The organism is Streptomyces sp. NBC_01241 (assembly GCF_041435435.1).
In the GTDB taxonomy this organism is placed as follows: domain Bacteria; phylum Actinomycetota; class Actinomycetes; order Streptomycetales; family Streptomycetaceae; genus Streptomyces.
On record NZ_CP108494.1, the window covers coordinates 4,818,189 to 4,841,240 of the forward strand.

General features: G+C 71.8%; 21 protein-coding genes and 1 pseudogene. 9 read left to right on the forward strand and 13 right to left on the reverse strand.

What is annotated here, in order from left to right; all coding sequences use genetic code 11:
- Positions 1-6: 6 nt before the first annotated feature.
- Genes OG306_RS21495 through OG306_RS21505 form a run of 3 tightly spaced genes read right to left on the reverse strand, consistent with a single transcriptional unit; the run spans position 7 to position 2,962 of the window.
- Positions 7-876, reverse strand: a complete 870-nt coding sequence (locus OG306_RS21495) for an ABC transporter ATP-binding protein (protein ID WP_266905886.1) — start codon at positions 874-876, stop codon at positions 7-9.
- Positions 873-1,955: a FecCD family ABC transporter permease gene (locus tag OG306_RS21500; protein WP_371665569.1), complete on the reverse strand. Its 1,083-nt coding sequence runs from the start codon at positions 1,953-1,955 to the stop codon at positions 873-875. The genes OG306_RS21495 and OG306_RS21500 overlap by 4 nt, the downstream gene beginning before the upstream one ends.
- Complete coding sequence (locus tag OG306_RS21505) at positions 1,952-2,962, reverse strand: FecCD family ABC transporter permease (RefSeq protein ID WP_266747706.1); 1,011 nt, start codon at positions 2,960-2,962, stop codon at positions 1,952-1,954. The genes OG306_RS21500 and OG306_RS21505 overlap by 4 nt, the downstream gene beginning before the upstream one ends.
- Positions 2,963-3,082: 120 nt before the next feature.
- Here OG306_RS21505 and OG306_RS21510 point away from each other — a divergent pair, with 120 nt between their 5' ends.
- Entirely contained in the window at positions 3,083-3,706 is a 624-nt protein-coding gene (locus tag OG306_RS21510) for an HAD family hydrolase (RefSeq protein WP_266747707.1), read from the forward strand.
- A gap of 20 nt (positions 3,707-3,726) precedes the next feature.
- Here OG306_RS21510 and OG306_RS21515 read toward each other — a convergent pair whose 3' ends face one another.
- Positions 3,727-4,188, reverse strand: coding sequence for an ATP-binding protein (locus OG306_RS21515; protein ID WP_266747708.1), 462 nt, complete (start codon positions 4,186-4,188; stop codon positions 3,727-3,729).
- Positions 4,189-4,400: 212 nt separating this feature from the next.
- On the opposite strand from OG306_RS21515, the gene OG306_RS21520 reads away from it, so the two are divergent.
- Positions 4,401-5,252 carry a helix-turn-helix domain-containing protein gene (locus tag OG306_RS21520; RefSeq protein ID WP_266747709.1) on the forward strand — a complete coding sequence of 284 codons (852 nt, stop codon included), beginning with the start codon at positions 4,401-4,403 and terminating at the stop codon, positions 5,250-5,252.
- An 11-nt stretch (positions 5,253-5,263) separates the two neighbouring features.
- On the forward strand, positions 5,264-5,452 hold the full coding sequence (locus tag OG306_RS21525) for a DUF397 domain-containing protein (protein WP_266747710.1): 189 nt from the start codon (positions 5,264-5,266) through the stop codon (positions 5,450-5,452).
- A 292-nt stretch (positions 5,453-5,744) separates the two neighbouring features.
- Here OG306_RS21525 and OG306_RS21530 read toward each other — a convergent pair whose 3' ends face one another.
- A complete protein-coding gene (locus OG306_RS21530) occupies positions 5,745-7,160 on the reverse strand; it encodes an MFS transporter (RefSeq protein ID WP_266747711.1) in 1,416 nt (471 codons plus the stop codon).
- A 369-nt stretch (positions 7,161-7,529) separates the two neighbouring features.
- Positions 7,530-8,363 carry an oxidoreductase gene (locus OG306_RS21535; RefSeq protein ID WP_371665570.1) on the reverse strand — a complete coding sequence of 278 codons (834 nt, stop codon included), beginning with the start codon at positions 8,361-8,363 and terminating at the stop codon, positions 7,530-7,532.
- 103 nt (positions 8,364-8,466) lie between these two features.
- Here OG306_RS21535 and OG306_RS21540 point away from each other — a divergent pair, with 103 nt between their 5' ends.
- Together OG306_RS21540 and OG306_RS21545 are read left to right on the forward strand one after the other, a co-directional pair.
- On the forward strand, positions 8,467-9,372 hold the full coding sequence (locus OG306_RS21540) for a LysR substrate-binding domain-containing protein (protein WP_371665571.1): 906 nt from the start codon (positions 8,467-8,469) through the stop codon (positions 9,370-9,372).
- A gap of 337 nt (positions 9,373-9,709) precedes the next feature.
- A pseudogene (locus OG306_RS21545) lies at positions 9,710-9,847 on the forward strand (transposase); the annotation flags it as partial.
- Here the strand turns inward: OG306_RS21545 and OG306_RS21550 are convergent.
- The gene (locus tag OG306_RS21550; protein WP_266747715.1) at positions 9,829-9,984 is read right to left on the reverse strand and encodes a hypothetical protein; all 156 of its coding nucleotides are present in this window, start codon (positions 9,982-9,984) and stop codon (positions 9,829-9,831) included. The pseudogene OG306_RS21545 and the gene OG306_RS21550 overlap by 19 nt on opposite strands.
- Positions 9,985-10,031: 47 nt before the next feature.
- Complete coding sequence (locus OG306_RS21555) at positions 10,032-10,256, reverse strand: hypothetical protein (RefSeq protein ID WP_266747716.1); 225 nt, start codon at positions 10,254-10,256, stop codon at positions 10,032-10,034.
- Between the two features lie 210 nt (positions 10,257-10,466).
- Here OG306_RS21555 and OG306_RS21560 point away from each other — a divergent pair, with 210 nt between their 5' ends.
- Entirely contained in the window at positions 10,467-10,850 is a 384-nt protein-coding gene (locus OG306_RS21560; protein ID WP_323183905.1) for a cold-shock protein, read from the forward strand.
- Positions 10,851-10,919: 69 nt separating this feature from the next.
- Here OG306_RS21560 and OG306_RS21565 read toward each other — a convergent pair whose 3' ends face one another.
- Genes OG306_RS21565 through OG306_RS21580 form a run of 4 tightly spaced genes read right to left on the reverse strand, consistent with a single transcriptional unit; the run spans position 10,920 to position 14,418 of the window.
- Complete coding sequence (locus OG306_RS21565; protein ID WP_266905882.1) at positions 10,920-11,777, reverse strand: 1,4-dihydroxy-6-naphthoate synthase; 858 nt, start codon at positions 11,775-11,777, stop codon at positions 10,920-10,922.
- The gene (locus OG306_RS21570) at positions 11,758-12,468 is read right to left on the reverse strand and encodes a futalosine hydrolase (protein ID WP_266747718.1); all 711 of its coding nucleotides are present in this window, start codon (positions 12,466-12,468) and stop codon (positions 11,758-11,760) included. The genes OG306_RS21565 and OG306_RS21570 overlap by 20 nt, the downstream gene beginning before the upstream one ends.
- Positions 12,469-12,498: 30 nt before the next feature.
- Positions 12,499-12,978, reverse strand: coding sequence for a DUF2771 domain-containing protein (locus OG306_RS21575; protein WP_266747719.1), 480 nt, complete (start codon positions 12,976-12,978; stop codon positions 12,499-12,501).
- A 27-nt stretch (positions 12,979-13,005) separates the two neighbouring features.
- Entirely contained in the window at positions 13,006-14,418 is a 1,413-nt protein-coding gene (locus OG306_RS21580) for an MFS transporter (RefSeq protein ID WP_266747720.1), read from the reverse strand.
- A 514-nt stretch (positions 14,419-14,932) separates the two neighbouring features.
- Here OG306_RS21580 and OG306_RS21585 point away from each other — a divergent pair.
- The 3 genes from OG306_RS21585 to OG306_RS21595 all read left to right on the forward strand — a co-directional run bounded on the left by OG306_RS21585 (position 14,933) and on the right by OG306_RS21595 (position 20,431).
- Entirely contained in the window at positions 14,933-15,868 is a 936-nt protein-coding gene (locus OG306_RS21585; protein ID WP_266747721.1) for a DUF3027 domain-containing protein, read from the forward strand.
- A gap of 300 nt (positions 15,869-16,168) precedes the next feature.
- Positions 16,169-19,375 (forward strand): sacsin N-terminal ATP-binding-like domain-containing protein, encoded by a 3,207-nt coding sequence (locus tag OG306_RS21590; RefSeq protein ID WP_266752341.1) that lies wholly within the window; start codon positions 16,169-16,171, stop codon positions 19,373-19,375.
- Between the two features lie 180 nt (positions 19,376-19,555).
- On the forward strand, positions 19,556-20,431 hold the full coding sequence (locus OG306_RS21595; RefSeq protein ID WP_327258931.1) for a calcium-binding protein: 876 nt from the start codon (positions 19,556-19,558) through the stop codon (positions 20,429-20,431).
- Between the two features lie 49 nt (positions 20,432-20,480).
- Here OG306_RS21595 and OG306_RS21600 read toward each other — a convergent pair whose 3' ends face one another.
- The gene (locus tag OG306_RS21600; protein ID WP_266747723.1) at positions 20,481-22,961 is read right to left on the reverse strand and encodes an HAD-IC family P-type ATPase; all 2,481 of its coding nucleotides are present in this window, start codon (positions 22,959-22,961) and stop codon (positions 20,481-20,483) included.
- Positions 22,962-23,052: the final 91 nt, after the last annotated feature.

The following is a 23,052-nucleotide window of genomic DNA, read 5'->3' on the forward strand; positions in this document are numbered from 1 at the left end:
CCGGGTTCACGACGCGGGCGTGGCCTGCCAGGGCGCCCCCGGCACCACGAGCGGCGACCCCGTCACCGGGCACGGGACGATCACCGCGTCCAGGCCGAAGACCTCGCGTACGAGACCGGCGGTGACGATGTCCCTCGGGTGTCCCTCGGCGACGATCCGGCCCGCCTTCATGGCGACCAGGTGGTCCGCGTAACGGGCGGCCTGGTTGAGGTCGTGGAGCACGGTGACGACGGTCCGGCCGCGGGTGCCGTCCGCGGCCGGGGCGGTGAGCCGGCGCACCAGGTCCAGGACCTCCACCTGGTGTGCGATGTCGAGGTACGTGGTCGGCTCGTCGAGCAGCAGCAGATCCGTCTCCTGGGCGAGTGCCATCGCGATCCAGACCCGCTGGCGCTGCCCGCCGGACAGTTCGTCCACCGACCGGTCGCCGAGCGCGGTGATGTCCGTACGCGCCATGGCGTCCGTCACCGCCCGCTCGTCCTCGTCCGACCACTGCTGCCACCAGTGCTGATGCGGCTGCCGGCCGCGGGCGACAAGGTCACAGACGGTGATCGCCTCGGGGGCCACCGGGGTCTGCGGCAGCAGCCCGATCGACTGGGCGATCCTCCGCGTGGGGATCTTCGACAGCTCGGTGCCGTCGAGGAGCACCGCCCCGCCGCGCGGCTTGAGGAGCCGGCCGAGCGCGCGCAGGGTGGTCGACTTGCCGCAGGCGTTCGGGCCGACGATGACGGTGACCCGGCCGTCGGGCACGGCGAGGTCCAGCTCGTGGACGACGGTGCGGTCCTCGTACGCGAGCGTCAGCTCCCGCACGGTGAGCCGGCTGGTCGCGGACGGGGCCGCCGCGGCGTCGGACGCGTCGGACGTACGGGTCGAGCTCATGCGGTGCCTCCACTACGGCCGCGGCCGCCGCCCTGACCGCGGACGATCAGCCAGATCAGATACGGGGCGCCGACCGCCGCCGTCAGAACACCCACCGGCAGTTCGGTGGGCGAGAAGAGCCTGCGCGCCAGCAGATCCCCGAACACCACGATCACCGCACCGAGCAGCGCCGAGCAGAACAGCGGGATCTGCGCGGTCCGGGTCATCCGGCGGGCGATCTGCGGGGCGAGCAGCGCCACGAAGTCGACCGGCCCGGCCGTCCCGGTCGCCACGGACGCCAGGATCACCCCGAGGGCGACGAGACCCAGCCGTGCGCGCCCCAGACGCACCCCGAGCGCGGTCGCGGTGTCGTCATCCATCGATACGGTGCGCTGGGCGCGGGCAGCCCACAGGACGGCCGGCAGCAGGACCAGCAGCGTCCAGCCGATCGGTGCGGCCTCGGACCAGCCGCGGCCGTTGAGTGAGCCCGTCATCCAGATCTGCGCCTGCTGGGCGACCAGATAGTCGCCCTTCGTCAGGAACAGCGTGGTGACCGACCGCAGCGCGATGGCGAAGCCGATGCCGATCAGGACGAAGCGGGTGGCGTGCAGCCCGCCACGCCAGGCGAAGACGTACACGAGGGCCGCCGCGGCCACCCCGCCGATGACGGACAGATACGGCAGCACGGTGTACGAGGTGACGCCGAAGGTCATCGCGCCGACCGTGAGCGCGCTCGCCCCCTGGCTGATGCCGATGATGTCGGGGCTTGCGAGGGGGTTGCGGGCGACGGTCTGGATCAGCGCACCGGCGATCCCGAACGCCGCGCCGACCAGCAGCCCCACGACCATCCGCGGCAGCCGCAGCGTGCCGACGACCAGCTCGTCGGGGGACGGCTGCCCCAGGATCACCTTCACGACATCCCCGGGCGCGACGAAGCTCTCGCCGACGCAGAGGTACGCGACACAGAGCGCGGCCAGCAGCACGACGAGGGTGGTGGCGACGACGGCCGCCCGCCGGTGCAGCAGGAACCGGCCCCGTGCCCCGATCCGTACGACGTGGTACCCGGCGGGCCGTACCCGCACCGAGGTGTCGGCACTCATGCGGGCACCGCCTTCCGGCGTACCAGGGTGACCAGGAACGGAACGCCGATCAGCGCCGTCATCACACCCGCCGGGACCTCGCTCGGCGGGAAGACGACGCGGCCGATGACGTCGGAGACGAGCAGCATGACGGGCCCGATCAGCGCCGCCATCGGCAGCACCCAGCGGTGGTCGGAGCCGACGATCGCGCGGGCGATGTGCGGGACGGCGAGGCCGATGAACGCGATCGGCCCGGCCGCCGCGACACCGACCCCGGTCAGCACCGTGGCCCCGACCCCGCCGACGATCCGTACGGTCGCGACGTTCTGCCCGAGCCCCTTCGCCACGTCCTCGCCGAGCGCCAGCGCGTCGAGCCCACGGGCGACGGACAGCACGAGCACGGTTCCGGCCAGCATGAACGGCCAGATCTGCTGGACCACGTCGGACTCGCGCCCGCCGATCGAGCCGACCTGCCAGAAGCGGAACTCGTCCAGCGCGGACGCCCTGGTCGTCAGCACCGCCGTCGTCACCGACACCAGCAGCGCGTTGACCGCGGCGCCACCGAGGGCGAGCTTCACCGGGGTGGCGCCCCCGCGCCCGCTGGAGGCGACGGCGTACACGGCGACGGAGGCGATCGCGGCCCCCGCGAAGGCGAACCACACGTACCCCGTCAGGCTGTGGATTCCGGCGAACGCGATGGCCAGCACCACGCCCACGGAGGCGCCCTGGCTGATGCCGAGGATGCCGGGGTCGGCGATGGGGTTACGGGTGATGCCCTGGAGCACCGTGCCCGCGAGCGCGAGTGCCGCGCCGACCATCAGCCCGATCAGGGTGCGCGGCACCCGCATGTTCCGGATGACTTCGGCGGCGTCGGAGTGCCCGCCGTGCAGCAGGGCGTCGATCACCTCGGACGGGGGTATGGAACGGGCCCCCACGGCAAGGCTGAGAAGTACCGCCACCAGCAGCGCCGCGACGGCCGCCGCCGTCGCGAGTGCGCGTCTGGAGCGGCGTGGTGCGGCGGCTGACATCGGACCCAATCGAAAGCGAAGCAAAGTTAGGCTTGGCTAAGTCTAAGCACCGCCGATTTCGGGCCCGAGGGCCGTACCGGACGGTTACGGCGTTTCGGCTCCGTGCCCGGCCCCGCGACAATGGACTCCATGCCCTCGCACCCCCTGACGGTCGGCTTCGACCTCGACATGACGCTCATCGACTCCCGGCCCGGCATCAAGGCCGCCTACCTGGCGCTTTCCGCCGAGACGGGGACGCCGATCGACACGGACCTGGTGGTGAGCAGGCTCGGACCGCCGGTCGACGAGGAGCTGCGGAACTGGTTTCCGGCCGATGTGGTGGCCGCGACCGCCGACCGGTACCGCGAGATCTATCCCACACACGCCATCGCCCCGAGCCTCGCGCTCCCGGGCGCCCGGGAGTCGGTCGCGGCGATCCGGGAGCGGGGCGGCCGGGCGATAGTCGTCACCGCCAAGCACCGGCCGAGCGCGGAGCTCCACCTGGCCCACCTGGGGATCGAGCCCGACGCGGTGATCGGCGGCCTGTGGGCGGAGGCCAAGGGGCGGGCCCTGCGCGAGCACGGGGCGCACGTGTACGTCGGCGACCACACCGGGGACGTACGCGGCGCCCGCACGGCCGGGGCGCTGTCGGTGGCGGTCACCACGGGCCCGTGCGACGCGGAGGAGCTTCGGGCGGCGGGGGCGGATGTCGTCCTGTCGTCGCTGGCGGAGTTCCCGTCCTGGCTGGCCGGTTACGCGGCGTAGGGCTTCCGACGGGTGCGGGTTTACCGAGCGCCGTACGACGGAGCATCGTCCGTCTTCACCGCGCACTCCACCCAGAGCAGCTTTCCGCCCTGCCCCGGCAGACCACTGTGCATGGGGTACGCACCCCAGCTCTCCGCGTAGAGGGTGACGAGGTAGAGCCCCCGCCCTCGTTCGGCGAGCTCCGCCGGGGCCTGGGCGTTCCACCGGAACGGGGCGGGGATGTGCGGGTTGGTGTCCCAGACGCTCAGCCTGACCCGGCTCCGCCCGGCGTCGCGCAGGCGCAGGGAGTACGCGCCCGAGGAGTGCAGGTAGGCGTTGGTGACCAGCTCGCTCGCCAACAGCTCCGCGATTTCGGTGAGTTCGCGCATGCCGTGCACGCGCAGGATGGTGCGGAGGGTTGCACGGGCCACGCCGGGGGCGCGGGGATCCTGCGGGAGTTGGAGGGTGTACGTCCAGGGCGGGGATACCGTGGCACTGACCATGGAAGTCTCCGTTCACGGAGGGAAGTTGAAGGATGCACTTCGAGTTGCCCGGTGACGAGGCCGCTCCGTCGAGCGGGGTACTTCCGGGCGGGTGGCCTGGATCCAAACTAGCGACATGAGACATAAAATATTTGCGAGATCGGCAATTGATTGAGATGTGCACTCGTGTGGGTGACGTTGCCAACACATTCCTGATTAAGGAGAGTTGACGTATGGCGTCCAGAAGCACCCCCGGCGTGCGACGCCTGCGCCTTGGGGCCGAGCTGCGTAGATTGCGGGACCGCGCTGGGCTCACGGCCACTGAGGGCGCCCGCCTGCTCGGCATCAGCCAGGCTCAGCTCAGCAACATCGAGGCGAGCCGTTTCGGTGTGAGTGCGGAACGGCTGCGGGCGATGGCTCGCAACTATCGCTGCTCGGACGTCGCGTATATCGCGGGACTGCTCGATCTTGCCGGGGAACGCTCGTCGGGCTGGTGGGAGACATTCCGTGAGGTGCTGCCCTCCCCTTTGCTGGACATCGCGGAACTGGAGCACCACGCAACCGGGCTGCGGTCTGCCAATACGTCCCACGTCCCGGGTCTCCTCCAGACCACGGACCATGCCCGCGAGATCTTCCGGCAGGTGGTGCCGGAGTTCTCTCGCTCAGACATCGAGCACCGCGTGAGTCACCGACTTCAACGCCAGGCCCTGCTGGAACGACCAAATCCGCCAACGTACCGGGCAGTCATTCATGAAGCTGCCCTCCGCGTGCCGGTTGGCGGCCCCGCCATCGCCAGGAACCAGCTTCGACATCTGCTTGAGCAGAGCGAGCGGGAACACATCACGGTCCAGGTAATCCCGTTCGCCATCGGCGCCTACCCCGGATCCGGGCAGACCATCCTGTACGTACACGGCTCGGTGCCCCGCCTCGACACCGTTTCGCTGGACCAGTCACACGGCCCTGTCCTGGTTGATGCCGAGGCGGAGTTGGAGGCCTACCGTCTCCTGCTGGCACGCATGGAGGCCGTGGCGCTGGCGCCGGACAACTCCCGGGACTTCATCCACAGTCTGATCGCCGACCAGTGAAGGAACTGGATATGCACCAGCACGCATGGCAGAGGTCCTCGTACTGCGGACAGGGCGAATCCTGCCTGCACGTCGCCGCGCACAACAGCACGGTCAGCCTCACCGAGAGCAGCGACTCCACCGGAGCGATACTCCGCACCACACCGGCAGCCTGGGCCGCCCTCGTGCGTACCCTCAAGGACCACCGCGCCCACGGCTGACGTCCCGCTGCGTTCTGCGATGCCAGGAGTTCAACGAGAGGGGCCGCGGTAGTGCAGTGGAAGACCCACGGTGAGCGACATACGCGTCGTGTCACTGAACTGGGCACTCATCACCACGATGACCCGGCGCTGACCCGCAAGGGCCCCGCACCGGCTGGTCGAGGGTGCGTGGAAGGGAAAGCACCTGAACCGCTGCACTTCCCGGTGGGCGGCGGCAGGACCCGCTGGAACTCGGTCCGCACCGTTCCGGTGGCGAGGAGACCCGCGGCCCTGCCGTGACACACCGTCCGGCTCACATCTCCACACCCCGGCGCCCGTCCCGCGGCAGCGTCAGCGTTGCGCCCGCCGTCAGTACGAGCCCGGCCGCCGCGAGCAGCATGCTCCACCGCATGCCGGCCAGGAACGTGTCCGCTCCCGCCAGCAGCGCCCCGAAGACTGCCACCGCGATCGCGCCGCCGACCTGGCGGCCGGTGTTGAGCACGGCGGAGGCGGTGCCCGCCCGGTCCGCGGGCACCGCGTCCAGCAGCATCGCGGTCAGCGCCGGCACGGTCAGCGCCCCGCCGAGGCCGACCGGCACCATCAGCACCGCCACCGCCCATACGTTGGTGTGCGCGCCGACGGTGAGCAGCGCCAGTAGCCCGGCCGTCCCGATCAGTTGTCCCGCCACCATCGGTACCCGCGGGCCGAACAGCTCGGCCAGCTTCGCCGAGGCCAGGTTGACCACTGCGACCAGTGCCGTCATCGGAATGAACATCAGGCCCGCGTGCAGCACGGTCTGCCCGCGCTCCTGCTGCAGGTACAGGCTGAAGATGAAAACCCCGCCGTAGTAGGCGGCATTGAGCATGAAGCCGACCACCAAGGACACCACCACCACCCGCGAGCGGAGCAGCGGCAGCGGCAGCATCGGGTGCGCGCCCCTGGCCTGCGCGGCGAGGAAGGCGGCTGCTGCGGCCGCGGCCACCAGCAGTGACACCACCACGAACGGCCGGCCGAAGCCCTCGGCGCCGCCCTCGATCACGCCATACGTCAGCGCGCCCATCGCGACCACCGTCGTCAGCTGCCCGACCGAGTCCAGTCGCGAGGGCAGCCGCGGGGAGGCGGGCACGCGGGCGAGCAGGACGAGTGCCAGCAGGCTCGCCGGGAGGTTGAGGAAGAAGATCCATCGCCAGCCCGCGGAGGCGGTGAGTGCCCCGCCGAGCACCGGCCCGGCGGCCACCGCGACCGCTCCGCCCACGGTCCAGATGGCGATGGCCCGAGCCCGCTTCGCCTGGTCGGGAAAGCCCTGCCGGACCAGCGCCAGCGACGTCGGCATCATCACCGCCGCCGCACCCCCCTGTACCAGTCGCGCCGCCACCAGCACGCCGAGCGCGGGCGCCAGTCCGCACGCGGCCGAGGCCAGCGCGAAGAGCACAAGGCCGCCGCCGTACGCCCGCCTGGCCCCGATGCGGTCGGAGAGGGCGCCCGCGGAGAGCATCAGGGCGGCGAAGATCAGTGTGTATCCGTCCACCACCCATTGCAGGCCGGACATGCCGCCGCCGAGGCTGCGGCCGATGTCGGGCAGCGCGACGGTGACGATCAACGCGTCCAGGGAGATGAGGAAGAAGCCCAGCAGGGCGGCACCGAGCACCGTCGGGGATCCGCCCCGGGCCACCTCCGGAGCCGAGCCCGCGGTGCGGGCGGCCGGGGAGGACTTGAGCAGGGATTTCATCAGGACACTCCTGAGGCGTTCTTGAAGGTATGCGACCGAGACTGGAAGCCAGGGAGCGACCACGGACAGACCGGCCTGCAGCGGGGAGCCACGTGCCGGGTGCGACAGGGCTCCGCCGCCCGGCGTAGCGGTACGTGCGGTCAGCCTGCTGCCTGTGTGGGCAGTTGCCGTCACCCCAGGCCGCTGTCATCACTGGGCCGGAATGCGCTGGTCGGAGCGCGTCGCGACGATCGCAGCCGGAAGCTACGCGTCCCCGACCGCGGCGCCCTGTATGGGCAGCACACCGTCCGCAGCGCCCGCCGCCTGGGTCTACCGCCACGCCTGCGTGGAGACGGTGGGCGGGAACAGGGGCGGAGGCGGCTGGAGGTGTCAGTCGTCGAAGTCGGTGGAGCGGGTGAGCTTTTCCCAGGAGCGGAGTTCGGTGTGGGCACGGTCGAGGTGGTCGGTGATCGCGTCGGCGGCGTCGTTGCCGAGCGGCAGACGCAGCGGCGGTTCGTCGGCGTCCAGAGCTGTGAGGATGGCGGCCGCGGCCTTGGCCGGGTCCCCGGGTTCCTGGCCGCTACCGCCCGGCAGCCCAGAAAGGACGGGACTCACGGTGTCCTGGTAGGCGTCCAGGGCCGGGGAGGGCCGCAGTGCTGCGGCGCCGGCGAAGCCGGTTCGGAACGCGCCGGGCTCGACGATCAGCACCCGAATGCCGTGTGGGACGACCTCGGCGGCCAAGGCCTCGGAGAGCCCCTCCAGGGCGAACTTGGTGGCGCAGTAGGCGCCGACTCCGGCGAAGGCGAACCGCCCACCCATGCTGGTCAGTTGCACGATGGCGCCCGAGCCCCGGCGGCGCATGTGCGGCAGCGCGGCCCGGGTGAGCGCGGCCGGGCCGAAGAAGTGCAGGTCCATCAGATCCCGCAGCTCCGCGTCGGTGGTCTCCTCGACCGCCCCCACCATGCCGCGTCCGGCGTTGTTGACCAGGATGTCGATCCGGCCGTGCCGGGCTGCCACGCCGTCGACCGCGGCTTGGACGCCCGCGATGTCGGTGACGTCCAGCGGTAGCGCCTCGACCTGGTCCGGGTGCGCGGCGACCAGGTCGTCGAGCAGCGCAGTGCGGCGGGCGGCGGCGACCACGATGTCGCCCGCAGCCACCGCCGCTTCGGTGATCGCCCGGCCGAACCCACTGCTCGCCCCGGTGACCAGCCATACCTTGTTCATGTTCTTCTCCTTGTGCCAAGTGGTCCGCTGTTCTCGGCGGTCCGTGTGTGAACTACCTTGCGGGGCACACCGGTTGCCCGTCCAAGATCCGCTGTGATAGCCGATGGTTATGGACGTTCACGGACGGGACCTGAGGTACTTCGCCGCAGTGGCCGAGGAGCTGCACTTCACGCGTGCAGCCGAGCGGCTGTACGTCTCGCAGCCCGCGCTGAGCAAGCAGATCAGGATGCTGGAGAAACAGGTGGGGGCCGCGTTGTTCGAGCGCGGCCGGCGCGAAGTGCGCCTGAGCGCGGTCGGTGCAGCGCTGCTGCCGCATGTTCAGCGCATTCTCGCCGAGTGGGAGGCAGCCCAGGAGGCAGTCGCCCGGGTCGTGGCCGACCGGGCGGCCGTCCTCGTCGTGGGGATGAGTACCAGCCCGGGGCGCGGGGGCGTGCTGCCGGCGATCCGCTCCCGCTTCACCGCCGCGCGCCCCGACGCCCGCCTCAGACTTCGCCAGGTCCCCTGGCACGACTCGACCGCCGGGCTCGCGGACGGCACGTGCGACGCGGCGTTCGTCTGGCTCCCGCTGCCCGATCCGGACCGCTACCGGTGGGTGGTGGTCGCCGAGGAACCCCGCCTGGTCGCCATGGCCGATACTCACCCGCTCGCCGACCGGGAGATCATCGACTTCACCGACCTGCTGGACGAGCCGTTTCTCGCTCTGCCCGACAGCGCCGGGCCGCTGCGGGACTACTGGCTTGCCACCGACGCCCGCGGCGGGAAGCCGGCACTCATTGGCGCGGAGGTGGCAGGCACCGAGGAGACGTACGAGGCGCTCATCGCGGGTCTCGGCGTGGTCCTGCTGGCGGACGGGAACACCTCGCTGATCACCCTCGGCGGAGTCGTCACCCGTGCGGTGAGGGGCATCTCGCCCAGCCGCTTCGCCCTGGCCTGGCGCGCCGACGACCGCCGCCCGCTGGTGCAGGAGTACGTGCGCGCGTGTGAGCTGGCGACCGAGACAACGGACTGAGGCGGGGCGCAGCCGCGGGAAGTGCTGGGATCCGCTCCCGACGACGGGAGAAGGGCCGAAGCTGCCCCGTGCCCGACTCCGGGGTTCGGGAACCACGATTGCCGATGCTCAGCGCATACTTCATGCAACGTGGGCACCTGCACAGGACGGCAATGCCTCTGACCAGCATGAACTCGACCGCTACCACGGCCGGACGTCGTCTACGTCCCGTTCGACGACGCACCACCCGTGAGCCCTGTGAAGGCTGCGCCTACCTCGGCGCCGCAGCCTGGAGCTGGCGGATCTCCCCGGCCCGGCGGCGGGCCCAGTGCACCGTCGAGCGGCGCTCGGGGGTGGATCGCCAGCCAACAGCTCCTGGCTGAACCGCATCGAGGCCCAGTTCACCGTCCTGCGCAACTTCGCCCTCGACGGCACCGGCCACGCCAGCCACAAGGAGCAGGGCAGCATGATCCGCCGCTACATCATCTGGCGGAATCCGCCGAAGGAAGCGGATGCGGCCTGCACCAGCAGCAGCGGGCACTGCACCCCGTCCAGCCATCGTGTGACGCCGAGAGCGCCGAGCCGGTCGAGTTCCCCGTACATCTCCAGCGCCGCCGGCCGCTCCGGCAGCATCTGCCACCTGCCGCCGGGCAGCGGACCCCCTCGGTAGCGCCCCAGCCCTACCGCTTCGGCGCCCCCGCCCACACCGACCGCACCACGCCCGCCGCGGCGATCAGGAAGCCGACGCCCATCAGCATGCACAGCGACCACGCGATGGACGGAAGCGGATGGGTCCCGAGGAACAGCGGGGCCATCGTGGCCAGTGTGGCCAGCGCTCCGATGAAGAAGACGATCGCGCCGATCCGGACGAGCCGGTCACCTGCGCCAGAAGGAGTAGTGCTCACCCCGCCAGGGTAGTTCCCGACACCGGCGAACCACCCCGCGGCAGGCGATGTACAGAAACAAGCACCGTTTCTGGACAGAGTCCGGATGACCAGGCTTGACGAGGGGTACTCCCCCTGGGGAGGCTGCTGCCAGCAGGGGAGCACCACCACTGGATAGCCTGACCTGCAGAGGCTTTGTTCCGGCACATGGGTTGAGATGGGGTGCGTACTTTGCCGACTGGCAAGGTCAAGTGGTTCAACAGCGAGAAGGGCTTCGGCTTCCTCTCCCGCGATGACGGCGGCGACGTCTTCGTGCACTCCTCCGTGCTCCCCGACGGCGTCGACGAACTCAAGCCCGGTCAGCGGGTCGAGTTCGGCGTCGTCGCAGGTCAGCGCGGAGACCAGGCGCTGTCGGTGGCGATCCTGGACCCGACGCCCTCCGTCGCGGCGGCGCAGCGCCGCAAGCCGGACGAACTCGCGTCCATCGTGCAGGACCTGACCACCCTGCTGGAGAACATCACGCCGATGCTGGAGCGCGGCCGCTACCCCGACAAGGCGGCCGGCAAGAAGATCGGCGGCCTGCTGCGCGCGGTCGCCGACCAGCTCGACGTGTAGGCCCCGGCGAGGTCTCACCCGGCGTGTGGGGCCCGGCGGATCTCGCACGCGAATGGGGCCCGGAGGATCTCAGACGAACGACAGCGCATCCGGGCCGAGGGGCGGTACCAGCCCCTCGGCCGCGGCACGCGTCAGCAGTCCGCGGATTGCCGCGTAGCCGTCCTCGCCGAGGTCGGCCGTGAACTCGTTGACGTACAGCCCGATGTGCTGGTCCGCCACGGCCGGGTCCATCTCCTGGGCGTGCTCCAGCACGTAGGGCCGGGACGCCTCGGGGTCGTCCCAGGCCATCCGTACCGAGGTGCGCACCGAATCGGCGAGCAGCTTCAGCGTGTCCGCGCCCAGCGACCGCTTGGCGATGATCGCGCCGAGCGGGATCGGCAGCCCGGTCGTGTCCTCCCAGTGCCGGCCCATGTCGGCGAGGTTGTGCAGCCCGTAGTTCTGGTACGTGAAACGCGCCTCGTGGATGACGAGACCGGCGTCCACCTTCCCGTCGCGCACGGCGGGCATGATCTCGTCGAACGGCAGGACGACGATCTCGCCGACCCCGCCCGGCACCACCTCGGCCGCCCAGAGCCGGAACAGCAGATACGCGGTGGAGCGCTCGCTCGGCACGGCGACGGTCCGGCCCGTCAGGTCCGTGCCCGGCTCCTTCGTGAGGACGAGCGGCCCGCAGCCCCGCCCCAGCGCCCCGCCGCACGGCAGCAGCGCGTACTCGTGAAGGACCCAGGGCAGTACCGCGTACGAGACCTTGAGGACGTCGAGCTCGCCGCGCTCGGCCATGCCGTTGGTGATGTCGATGTCGGCGAAGGTGACATCGAGAGCGGGCGCGCCGGGGACCCGTCCGTGCGCCCAGGCGTCGAAGACGAACGTGTCGTTCGGGCACGGCGAGAAGGCGATGTCCAGCCGGTCACGCGTGGTTTCGGTCATGGGGGGTCCAGCCTTCCAGCACGGGTATGAGCTTCCCGAACGCCCCGGTGAGCGCGGTCAGCGCGTCGCCGATGCGCCAGGCGGCGCGGTCGCGCGGGCCGACGGCGTTCGAGACCGCGCGGATCTCCAGCACCGCCGCGCCCGCCCGCCCGGCGGCCTCGGCGACCCCGAAGCCCTCCATGGCCTCGGCGGTGGCCGCGGGGTGCGCGGTGAGCAGTGCGGCGGTGCGCTCCGCGGTGCCGGTGACGGTGCAGACGGTGAGGATCTCCCCGGTCGTCCCACCGGTGGCCGCGGCCACCTCCCGTACCAGTGCGGGCGGTGGCGTGAAGCGGTCGCGCCCGAAGCCCAGGGCGGTGACGGGCAGGAATCCGTCGGGGGTGTCGGCGCCCAGATCGGCGGCGACGATCGCGCTCGCGACGACGAGGGAGCCGAGCGGCGCGGCGGGGGCGAACCCGCCGCCGATGCCGGCCGAGATGACGAGACCGTACGGCTCGGGCGCGGTGGCCAGCGCGAAGGCGGCCGCGGCCGCGGCCGCGGCCGGTCCCGCGCCGCCCGCGAGGACGTCGAAGGGCCCGGCGCGGTGGATCTCCGCACCCCCCGCCTCGCGCACGGGCGCCGCGGAACCGTCCCCGAACGCACGCGTGACCGCGTCCCGTTCCACCGGGACAGCGGTCACGACAAGCACACGCACGGGGGGGAGTCCTCCGAGGTCAGGAGAGGATCAGCTGGTCTTCTTCAGCTCGAAGTGCCAGACGCCCGTGAGCTTCTTGCCCTTGGTCTCGACGATGCTGACCTGCGTCTTGTTCGACGTCTCGCCGGTCTGGCTGGAGAAGAAGGCGCTGCCCGGGATGGACCGGTAGGTCTTCTTGTACGGCTCCTGCTCGGCCTGCTGGCCGTTGATGAACAGCGTCCAGCCGTTGTCCGCGATCTCCGGGTCGACGCCGAAGCGGACCTTGTCGTCCATGGCGACCTCGACGGACTTCTCCGCCTTCTTGTTGAGGCAGCTCTCGTATTCGGAGGACTTGAGGGGCTTGCCGTCGTTGTAGCAGGCCGCCTCGGACGTCACCACGTTGCCGCCGACCGTTACGGTCGCGAGCGGCGTCGGCTTGTCGCAGGCGGAGAGGACAAGGAGTCCCGCGGACACGGCACCAAGAGCGACGCCGATTCGACGGCCCTTACCGGAGAAGAACGCAACGGTCATGGGCCGAAGGCTATCGGTCGCTCCGGCTCACGCCACGCGGGGGTGCGGCGAGCCGCGCCGCGCGCCGACCAGCAGCCCCCGTACGGACGTGGCCGCACCCAGGGCGAGGATGCCCGAGGCGACCGACATGCCCAGTACGCCGTTGAGGGGGAGGACGATGCCGATGCCGCCGCCGACCACCCACGCCATCTGGAGCACGGTCTCCGACCGGGCGAACGCGGAGGTCCGTACCTCCTCGGGCACGTCGCGCTGGATCATCGCGTCCAGCGAGAGCTTCGACAGGGCCTGGGTGAAGCCCGCCGTCGCGCTGAGCGCGGCGACCATGACGGTGCTGAAGAAGAGCGCGGCGAGCACGGCGGCCCCCAGCGCCAGGGTCAGCACGGAGGCGACGATCACCTCGGGGCCGCGGGCCCTCAGCCAGGCGCCGAACGCCGTGCCGAGCGCGTTTCCCGCACCGGCCGCCACACCGACGATGCCGAGCGAGACGGCGGCGCTCTGCCCGGCGAGCGGCTGCTCGCGCAGCAGGAACGCCAGGAAGAAGATGAGGAATCCGGAGAGCGCGCGGTGCGCGGTGTTGGCCTGGAGGCCGTTCAGCACGGACGGTCCGACGGACCGCAGCCCGGGCCGTTTCTCGCCGTTCTTCTCCCGGCCCCTCGTCCTCCCGTTCCGCTTCGTACCGGGCCGGGGGGCCGCCGCGCCGTACGTCGGCACCAGCCGGGCCTTGCGCTCGCCCTTCGCGGAGTCGACCGTGTGCGGCAGCGTGAAAGCGAGGACAGTACCCCCGATGAAGATCACGCACGCTCCGTACAGCGGCCAGGGGGACCCGATCGTGTGCAGCCCCGCGCCGATCGGGGCGGCGACGCCGGTCGCCAGGAGACCGGCCAGGGTGACCCGGGAATTCGCCTTCACCAGCGAGAAGCGCGGTGGCAGCAGGCGCGGCACGACGGCGCTGCGGACCACCCCGTACGCCTTCGAGCAGACCAGGACGCCCAGCGCGGCCGGATACAGCTCCAGGCCGCCGGTGGCGACCGCGCCCGACATGGTGAGCGCGAGCACCGCACGGGTCAGCATCGCAGCGGCCATCGCGGCGCGGCGGCCGTGCGGCAGATGGTCCAGGAGCGGGCCGATCACGGGCGCGAGGAGGGTGAAGGGCGCCATGGTGATGGCGAGGTAGAGGGCGACGCGGCCCCGGGCCTCGTCCGTCGGCACGGAGAAGAACACCGTCGACGCGAGCGCGACCGTGATCATCACATCGCCCGCGCCGTTCACGGCGTGCAGTTCGATCAGCTTGCCGAGCCCGGACTCCCCGGCGCCATGGGCGTGCGTCGCTTTCCGGATGCCTTTCGCGGTGCCGGTGAACGGGGTGTGGAGGGCATGACCGATCGCCCGGCCCGTCCTGCGGAGCGGGCCGGAATCCCTGTGCGACCTGGCGGAAGTCACTTCGACATAGTGCCCCAGCCGTCGCGGTGACGAACCGGCATCGGTCCGGGACGCGGAGCGCTCCGCCCTGTCGGGTCAGTGCTCCGCCCAGTCCGCCCGGCTCGAACCGGCTGGTCGTCCGGCCGGTGTCCGGCTGGTCGTCGACCGGTTGTCCGGTCCGTCTCCGTACGGGCTGCGAGGCCGTCTTCGTACGGGCCGCGAGGCTGTCTTCGTACGGGCCGCGAGGCCTTCTTCGCACCGGACACGGCACCGGATACGACCCTGTTCCGGACGGGCAGGTGGGCGGGGGGCGGCGGAGAGGGTAGCGTGCGTAGCGCGCCACCGGCGGTTGTCCTCGGCCGCGCGCCTATCGGCGATCCCGCAGAATGGATTGCAGAAGGTGCGCCCGAGGCAGGCACAACGGGTGTGGACGTCGACGCGGCCCCCAGGTCCGCTCCGCCCGCAGCCGTCACGGCCGAAATCGATGGATGTGCTGGCGCACTCGTGAGACTGGCGTAGGAGAGAAGCGAGACCTGTGAGTGCTGCGACGACGCGAAGCCGTACGGCCCGTACCCCTGCCCCCGACCGTCTGTGCGCCGAGGCGGTAGACCTCGCGCGCGCGGCGGCCGAGGAAGCAGCCGCGCCGGGGGTCGTCGGTGAGCATGTGGGCCTGGTCTCCGAGGGTGACCGGGTCGTCACGCATTTCTTCGAGTGCCGGGAGCCCGGCTACCGGGGCTGGCGCTGGGCGGTGACCGTCGCCCGGGCGTCCCGCGCGAAGAACGTCACCCTCGACGAGACGGTTCTGCTGCCCGGCAGCGATGCGCTCCTCGCCCCCGAGTGGGTGCCGTGGAGCGAGCGCCTGCGCCCCGGCGACATGGGGCCCGGCGATCTGCTGCCCACCGAGGCGGACGACCTCCGCCTGGAGCCCGGCTACACCGGCGAGGACGAGCCGCCGCCGGACTCCGCGGTCTCCGAGGTTTCCCAGGAGATGGCCGACCTCGTCGACGCGGAGGACGCGGAGCTGACGACGCGCCCCGCGACGACCAGCCGGGGCTCGATCGCGGCGGTCGCCGAGGAGCTCGGCATGCGGCGGGCGCGGGTCCTGTCGCGGTACGGACTGCACACGGCGGCCGACCGGTGGGACGAGGAGTTCGGCGCGAAGACGCCGATGGCCCAGGCGGCGCCCGCGTCGTGTGTCACCTGCGCGTTCCTGGTGCCGTTGGCGGGTTCGCTGAAGCAGGCGTTCGGGGTCTGCGCGAACGAGTTCGGCCCGGCCGACGGACACGTGGTGTCGCTGTCGTACGGGTGCGGAGGGCATTCGGAGGCGGCGGTGATGCCGAAGCCGCCGAAGCCGACGCCGCACGCGCTGGACACGATGCAGGTGGACGAGTACCCGTTGCGGCCGGCGCGGGACTCCGGCTCGGTCCCGGCGGAGCCGGACGCTCCGACGGAGGATCTCGGCCACTCCTGACCGGGGCCGGGCTCGCGGGCGCTCCGGCGCGGCCGGTGACCAAGACCGCGGGCCCGCCCGGCGAACCGGTTTTGTCCTCAAACTCCCCCGTAGCCTCAAGGGCATGAGGAGACCCCCTCGACGGGCTTGAATCTGTCGCCCGTACGTCGACAAGCCCTGCCCGGAACCGGGGCGGACGCCTTGCCACCCGCGGGGAGCGCCGTTCGCGGAGCCCGCCCGGCGAGAGGACCCGGTACCTTCAGGCGCACACTGGCGGCACGGGCAAGGCGTAACCGGAAAGAGCGGAGTCAGAGCGTGAGCATGAATGCGACCGAGGGGGCCGATCCGTTCGGGACCGTACGGATGCGACGCGGTGTGCTCGACGCCTGGGGCGCCGGCCCCGCCAGATTCCGCGAGGACGCCAACGCCGAGGAGGACCTCGCGCTCGGCGGCTATCGCGACCGCCTCGTCGTCGAGCTGGCCCAGAACGCCGCCGACGCCGCCGCCCGCGCCCGGGTCCCCGGGCGGCTCCGCCTCACCCTGCACGCGGCGACCGCGGACGCCCCTGCCGTACTCGCCGCCGCCAACACCGGCGCCCCCATCGATGCCACCGGCGTGGAATCGCTCTCCACCCTGCGCGCCTCCGCCAAGCGCGAGGGCCACGAGGGAGCCGTCGGCAGGTTCGGCGTCGGGTTCGCCGCCGTGCTCGCGGTGAGCGACGAGCCCGCCCTCGTCGGCCGGCACGGCGGCGTCCGCTGGTCCCTCGCCGAGGCCCGCGACCTCGCCGCCCGCGCGGCCGTCGCCAGTCCCGGCCTCGGCGACGAGCTCCGCCGCCGCGACGGCCACGTACCGCTGCTGCGGCTCCCGCTGCCCGCCGAGGGCACCGCACCCGACGGGTACGACACCGTCGTCGTCCTCCCGCTGCGCGACGGTGGCGCCGAGGACCTCGTGGTCCGGCTGCTCGACGCGGTCGACGACGCCCTCCTGCTCACCCTGCGCGGGCTCGACGAGATCGTGATCGAAACCCCGGACACCGTGCGGACGTTGCGCCGCTCGCAGCACGGCCCGTACACCCACGTCGAGGACTCCGCGCACGGTACGCACCGCTGGCGCACCGTCACCCACCACGGCCCCGTCGAGGCAGCGCTGCTCGCCGACCGGCCCCGCGAGGAACGGCTGCGCCCGCACTGGTCGGTCACCTGGGCCGTCCCCGTGGACGCGGAAGGCGCCCCCGTACGCCCCCGCACCGCCCCCGTCGTCCACGCGCCGACCCCCACCGACGAACCCCTCGGCATTCCCGCGCTGCTCATCGCGTCGCTGCCGCTCGACACCGCCCGCCGCCACCCCGCGCCCGGCCCGCTCACCGACTTCCTGGTGCAGCGCGCGGCCGACGCGTACGCCGAACTGCTCGCCGGCTGGCAGCCGGTGGCGGTCGACACCATCGACCTCGTCCCCGGACCGCTCGGCAAGGGCGAACTGGACGGCGCCCTGCGCGGCGCGATCCTGGCGCGGCTGCCGCGCGTCGCGTTCCTGGCGCCCGCCGCCCCGCGCGACGCCACGGCCGAAGTGGACCGGTGGGACACCTGGGACGCGCAGCCGGACGGCATCCGCGAGGCGGTCACCACCGCGCTGCGCCCCATCGAGGCCGAGGTGCTGGAGGGCGTCGGCGCCGAGACCGTGCGGGTGCTCTCCGAGGTCCTGCCCTGCCTGCTGCCCGCCGGACTGGAGCGCCGCAGCGAACTGCGCACCCTCGGCATCGCCCGCGTCCCGCTGACCGAGGCGATCGACCGGCTCGCCGGGCTCGAACGCGACCCCGGCTGGTGGCGGCGGCTGTACGACAGCCTGTCCGGCGTCGACCCGGACCGTCTCTCCGGTCTGCCCGTCCCGCTGGCCGGGAAGCCGGAGACACCGGAATCGCAGGCCCCGGCCGCGCCCCGCACCACCATCGGCCCCCGCCAGGTCCTCCTCCCGCTCCCCGGCGCGCTCACCGGACCCGTCCTCGGCCGGCTCGCCCGGCTCGGGCTGAAGGTCGCGCACCCGGACGCCGCCCATCCGCTGCTGGAGAAGCTGGGCGCCCTGCCCGCCACGCCCCGCGCCGTGCTGTCGACCCCTCAGGTGCGGGCCGCCGTCGCCGGATCGCTGGACGCGGGCGAGATCTGGGACGAGGACGCGCTGGACGTCGACGAGCTCGCCGAGACCGTCCTCACCCTCGTACGGGACGCCGACCTGGCCCCCGGCGACGAGCCCTGGCTCGGTGCGCTCGCCCTCCCCGACGAGGACGGCGAACCGGCCCCCGCCGGTGAACTCGTGCTGCCCAAAAGTCCGTTCGCGGCCATCATGCGGGAAGGCGAACTCGCTCTCTGCGAGCAGGAGTTGGCCGAACGCTGGGGCGAACAGCCGCTCACCGCCTGCGGCGTGCTCGCCACCTTCGCCCTCGTGAGGGCCACCGATGTCGTTCTGGACCCGGACGAACTGGAGCCCCGTGAGGGCGACTTCGCCGAGCCCGACGACGCCGGTCTGCTCGATGCCGTCGACGTGTGGTGCGAGGACGTCCTCGACCAGTTGCCGGACACAACCGTGCCGCCGGTCGCCACCGAACTCGTCGCCGTCCGCGACCTGGACCTCGTCGACGACGACGCCTGGCCGCAGGCGCTCGCCCTGCTCGCCCGGCCGCCGCTGCGCGACGCGCTGACCCAGCCCGTGCGGGTGCTGCTGCCCGACGGCACGACCCGGTCCGTCCGCCCGTACACGGCCTGGTGGCTGCGCGACCACCCCGTGATCGACGGCCGTCGCCCGGCCGGCCTGCGCGCGGCGTCCGGCGACCCGCGGCTGGCCGGACTGTACGAATCCGTCGACGCGACCGGCTTCGACGACGCCCAGGTGCTGCGCGCCCTCGGCGTACGGACCTCCGTGGCCGCCCTCCTCGACGAGCCCGGCGGCGCCGCCGAACTCCTCGGCCGGCTCGCGGACGAGGACCGCGAGGTCGGCCCCGTACAACTGCACGCCCTGTACACCGCGCTGGCCGAACTCGACCCCGAACAGGTCACGCTGCCCGACGCGTTGCGGGCCGTGGTCGACGGCGAGGTCCGGGTCGTCGACGCGGCGGACGCCGTGATCGCGGACGCCCCGGATCTGCTGCCGTTGACCACCGGGCTCCCGCTGCTCCCGGTCGCCCCGGCGCGCGCGGCCGATCTTGCCGAGCTGTTGCAGGTGCGGCGGCTCGGCGAGACCGTGGCGGCCGAGGTGACGACGGAGGGCGAGGAGCATCACGTACCGGATGCGGTACGGGTCCTGCTCGGCGCCCGGACTCCGGACACGTACGTCGAGCACGGTGAACTGCGCGCGGGCGGCGTCGAGCTGGACTGGCGCCGCACCCCCGACGGGGCCGTGCACGCCGCCACGCTGGAAGGCGTCGCGGCGGGCCTGGCCTGGGCGGCGGGGCAGTGGCCGCGCCGCTTCGAGGTCGCGGCGCTGCTGGAGGACCCGTCCCGTACGGAGGAACTGGCCCGGGACCGCTGGTTCGACTGAGGCGGCGCGCCCATGGGCACCCGAAGGGAGGGGGATCTTCGCAAGAAGTGCCAGTTTGGCGTACAACCCTTCACAAGTGTGGCGGGTCTGGTCTGTCGAGTCAGCAGACTCTCAGACCGAACGAGCCCCGCTCGGGTCGCATCACATACTCGCGGGGCCCTTTCTCCACTGGGGAAATACATGCGTATTCGTGCCACCGTGGCCGCCGTCTCCGGCGCCCTGGCCCTGTCCGCCCTGGCCGTCCCGGCCGCCCACGCGGATGACGCCGCGAACCTGCCGAACATCCCGACGTCGGCGGCCGAGATCTTCGGCATCGCCCCGCAGGGCGCGTCGAAGGCCGCCCGTGCGGCGGCCACGTCCGAGCCCGTCATCTCCAAGGTCGTCGTCAACGGCGGCAAGGACATCGTTCTGGGCACCACCGCCTCCAAGACGGTCTCCGCCTCGATCACCGCCTCGCACCCCTCCGGCATCTCCGACGCCTTCGTCGCCCTGTGGCACGGCAAGGACCTGTCCTCCCCGGACACCGTGGACGGGGCGGTCGTGCCGAACGAGGACGTGGTCAAGTGCGCCAAGGTCAACGCGACGACCTCCACGTGCAAGCTGACCTTCACGATCGACCCGCGCTACGACCTGTACAAGAACTCCCTGGCCGGTACCTGGAAGGTCGCCGTGGCCGTGCTCTCCGGCGATGAGACCAGCGCCGCCGAGAACCAGTCCTACAGCACCGCCCGTGTGCAGCGGCTGTCGAAGCTGACGGTGAACGCCGCTCCGGAGCCCGTGAAGAAGGGCGGGACGATCACCGTCACCGGCAAGCTGTCGCGGGCGAACTGGGAGGACCACAAGTACCACGGCTACACCGCCCAGCCGGTGAAGCTCCAGTTCCGCAAGAAGACCAGCTCCACGTACACCACGATCAAGACGATCAAGACGAACAGCACGGGCAACCTGAAGACGACCGTCAAGGCGTCGGTCGACGGCTACTGGCGTTACAGCTTCGCCGGTACGTCCACCACCCCGGCCATCACGACCGCGGGCGACTTCGTCGACGTGAAGTAGATCTGTAGCATCCCGTAGTCACCCCGCGGTCGGGGAAGTACTCGGGGAACTACACCGGGAAGCGGCGGCCGACCAGCCGCCAGGCGCACTCCAGGCCGGCCGCCGCCACCACCGCGATCCCCACCGCGGTCCACGGCATCATCGCTCCCACCAGCTTCAGCGCGAAGAACTGCTGCAGCCACGGCACCACCAGCACGATCAGGAACGCCAGCCCCATCGCCACCACCAGACACACCCGCCACCAGGTGTACGGACGGGCGATGATCGCCAGGACCCACATCGAGACCAGGAACAGCGTGAGTGTCGCCGCGCTGGTCTCCGCGTCCAGCGCGCCCGTACCGGAGTAGTAGTGCCGGGCGGCCATATACGTCACGAAGGTGGCGACGGCCGCGATGACACCCGACGGGATCGCGTACCGCATGACACGGCGCACGAAGTGCGGATGGGCCCGTTCCTTGTTGGGGGCGAGGGCCAGGAAGAACGCCGGGATGCCGATCGTCAGTGTCGACAGCAGCGTCAGGTGGCGCGGCAGGAACGGGTAGTCGACCTGGAAGCAGACCACCAGGATCGCCAGCAGCACCGAGTAGACCGTCTTGGTCAGGAACAGGGTGGCGACCCGGGTGATGTTGCCGATCACCCGGCGGCCCTCGGCGACGACGGACGGCAGCGTCGCGAAGCTGTTGTCGAGCAGCACGATCTGGGCGACGGCCCGGGTCGCCTCGGAGCCCGACCCCATGGCGACGCCGATGTCGGCGTCCTTGAGCGCCAGTACGTCGTTGACGCCGTCGCCGGTCATCGCGACGGTGTGGCCGCGGGACTGGAGCGCGCCGACCATGTCCCGCTTCTGCTGCGGGGTGACCCGGCCGAAGACCGCGTTCTCCTCCATGGCCGTGGCCATGTCGTCCGGGTCGGTGGGCAGCCGGCGCGCGTCCAGGGTGTTCCCGGCGCCCGGCATGCCGAGCTTCCCGGCGACCGCGCCGACGGAGACCGCGTTGTCGCCGGAGATGACCTTCGCGGCGACCCGTTGGTCGGCGAAGTAGGCCAGCGTCCGGCCTGCGTCGGGCCGCAGCCGCTGCTCCAGGACGACCAGCGCGCTCGGTACGGCCCCGCCGGCGGCGTCCGGGCCTTCGAGCTCGCCCTGCGCGCGAGCCAGCAGCAGCACCCGCAGCCCCTGCTCGTTGAGCTGCTCGATCTCGGCGAGCGCCGGGTCGTGCTCGGGCAGCAGGACATCGGGGGCGCCCAGCAGCCAGACCGATGCCCGGCCGCCGCCCTCGTCGAACGCGGCGCCGCTGTACTTGCGGGCCGAGGAGAACGGCAGTGCCTGCGTGCACCGCCACTCCTCGCCGTCGGGGTAGGCATCGACGATGGCCTGGAGGCTGGCGTTGGGCCGTGGGTCGGAGGCGCCGAGGGCGCCCAGCACGCGCCGTACGTACGCGTCGTCCGTACCGCCCAGCGCCCGCACCTCGGCGATGTCCATGCCGCCCTCGGTGAGCGTGCCGGTCTTGTCCAGGCAGACGACGTCGACGCGGGCCAGCCCCTCGATGGCGGGGAGCTCCTGCACCAGACACTGCTTGCGGCCGAGCCGTACGACACCGATCGCGAAGGCGACCGAGGTGAGCAGCACCAGGCCCTCCGGGATCATCGGAACGATGCCGCCGACGGTCCGGGCGACCGACCCCTTGATGTCGTTGTTGTTGACGACGAACTGGCTGATGACCAGGCCGATCGCGGACGGCACCATCATCCAGGTGACGTACTTGAGGATCGTGGAGATGCCGGTGCGCAGCTCGGACTGGACGAGGGTGAAGCGGGACGCTTCCTCGGCGAGCTGCGCGGCGTAGGCCTCGCGGCCGACCTTGGTGGTGGCGAACGAGCCGCCGCCCGCGACGACGAAGCTGCCGGACATGACGAGGTCGCCGGGGTGCTTCAGCACCGGGTCGGCCTCGCCGGTGAGCAGCGACTCGTCGATCTCCAGGCTGTCGGCCTCGGCGACCGTGCCGTCCACGACGACCTTGTCGCCGGGGCCGAGCTCGACGAGGTCGCCGAGGACGATCTCGGAGGTGGAGATCTCGGCCGAGACCCCGTCGCGCCGCACGGTGGGTTTTGCCTCGCCGATGACCGCGAGGCCGTCCAGGGTCTTCTTGGCCCGCCACTCCTGGACGATGCCGATGCCGGTGTTGGCGACGATCACGAAGCCGAAGAGGCTGTCCTGGATCGGCGCGACGAACAGCATGATCAGCCAGAGCACGCCGATGATCAGGTTGAACCGGGTGAAGACGTTGGCGCGGACGATCTCGCTCATGGAACGCGACGAGCGGACGGGTACGTCGTTGACCTCGCCCCGGGCGATCCGCTCGGCCACCTCGGCGGCGGTCAGCCCACGGGTGTTCACCGCCGGGGCCGGCAGCTTCACGGGGTGGACCGGGTCGAGCTCGGACCCGGCGTCGATCATGGCCGGTCCGGGGCGGTCGGCGGAACCGGAAGCCCCGGGGGGCTGCTCGCCGGAGGAATGGGGTGCCCGCTGCGTCATGGTTCCGACGGTACGGGTGGAACGTTCGAATCACCCAACGAAGATCCGAAGATCAGACCGGGGAAGGAGGGGAATGGTCCTACGGGGGGAT

What these genes read in the sequence shown, in the direction of transcription:
- OG306_RS21600 (WP_266747723.1), bottom strand. Translation starts at nt 22,961, where the DNA reads ATGACGCAGCGGGCACCCCATTCCTCCGGCGAGCAGCCCCCCGGGGCT.
- OG306_RS21525 (WP_266747710.1), top strand. Translation starts at nt 5,264, where the DNA reads ATGCACCAGCACGCATGGCAGAGGTCCTCGTACTGCGGACAGGGCGAA.
- OG306_RS21575 (WP_266747719.1), bottom strand. Translation starts at nt 12,978, where the DNA reads ATGACCGTTGCGTTCTTCTCCGGTAAGGGCCGTCGAATCGGCGTCGCT.
- OG306_RS21535 (WP_371665570.1), bottom strand. Translation starts at nt 8,363, where the DNA reads ATGAACAAGGTATGGCTGGTCACCGGGGCGAGCAGTGGGTTCGGCCGG.
- OG306_RS21505 (WP_266747706.1), bottom strand. Translation starts at nt 2,962, where the DNA reads ATGTCAGCCGCCGCACCACGCCGCTCCAGACGCGCACTCGCGACGGCG.
- OG306_RS21595 (WP_327258931.1), top strand. Translation starts at nt 19,556, where the DNA reads ATGCGTATTCGTGCCACCGTGGCCGCCGTCTCCGGCGCCCTGGCCCTG.
- OG306_RS21495 (WP_266905886.1), bottom strand. Translation starts at nt 876, where the DNA reads ATGAGCTCGACCCGTACGTCCGACGCGTCCGACGCCGCGGCGGCCCCG.
- OG306_RS21520 (WP_266747709.1), top strand. Translation starts at nt 4,401, where the DNA reads ATGGCGTCCAGAAGCACCCCCGGCGTGCGACGCCTGCGCCTTGGGGCC.
- OG306_RS21550 (WP_266747715.1), bottom strand. Translation starts at nt 9,984, where the DNA reads ATGCTGCCGGAGCGGCCGGCGGCGCTGGAGATGTACGGGGAACTCGAC.
- OG306_RS21590 (WP_266752341.1), top strand. Translation starts at nt 16,169, where the DNA reads ATGAATGCGACCGAGGGGGCCGATCCGTTCGGGACCGTACGGATGCGA.
- OG306_RS21515 (WP_266747708.1), bottom strand. Translation starts at nt 4,188, where the DNA reads ATGGTCAGTGCCACGGTATCCCCGCCCTGGACGTACACCCTCCAACTC.
- OG306_RS21565 (WP_266905882.1), bottom strand. Translation starts at nt 11,777, where the DNA reads ATGACCGAAACCACGCGTGACCGGCTGGACATCGCCTTCTCGCCGTGC.
- OG306_RS21510 (WP_266747707.1), top strand. Translation starts at nt 3,083, where the DNA reads ATGGACTCCATGCCCTCGCACCCCCTGACGGTCGGCTTCGACCTCGAC.
- OG306_RS21500 (WP_371665569.1), bottom strand. Translation starts at nt 1,955, where the DNA reads ATGAGTGCCGACACCTCGGTGCGGGTACGGCCCGCCGGGTACCACGTC.
- OG306_RS21530 (WP_266747711.1), bottom strand. Translation starts at nt 7,160, where the DNA reads ATGAAATCCCTGCTCAAGTCCTCCCCGGCCGCCCGCACCGCGGGCTCG.
- OG306_RS21540 (WP_371665571.1), top strand. Translation starts at nt 8,467, where the DNA reads ATGGTTATGGACGTTCACGGACGGGACCTGAGGTACTTCGCCGCAGTG.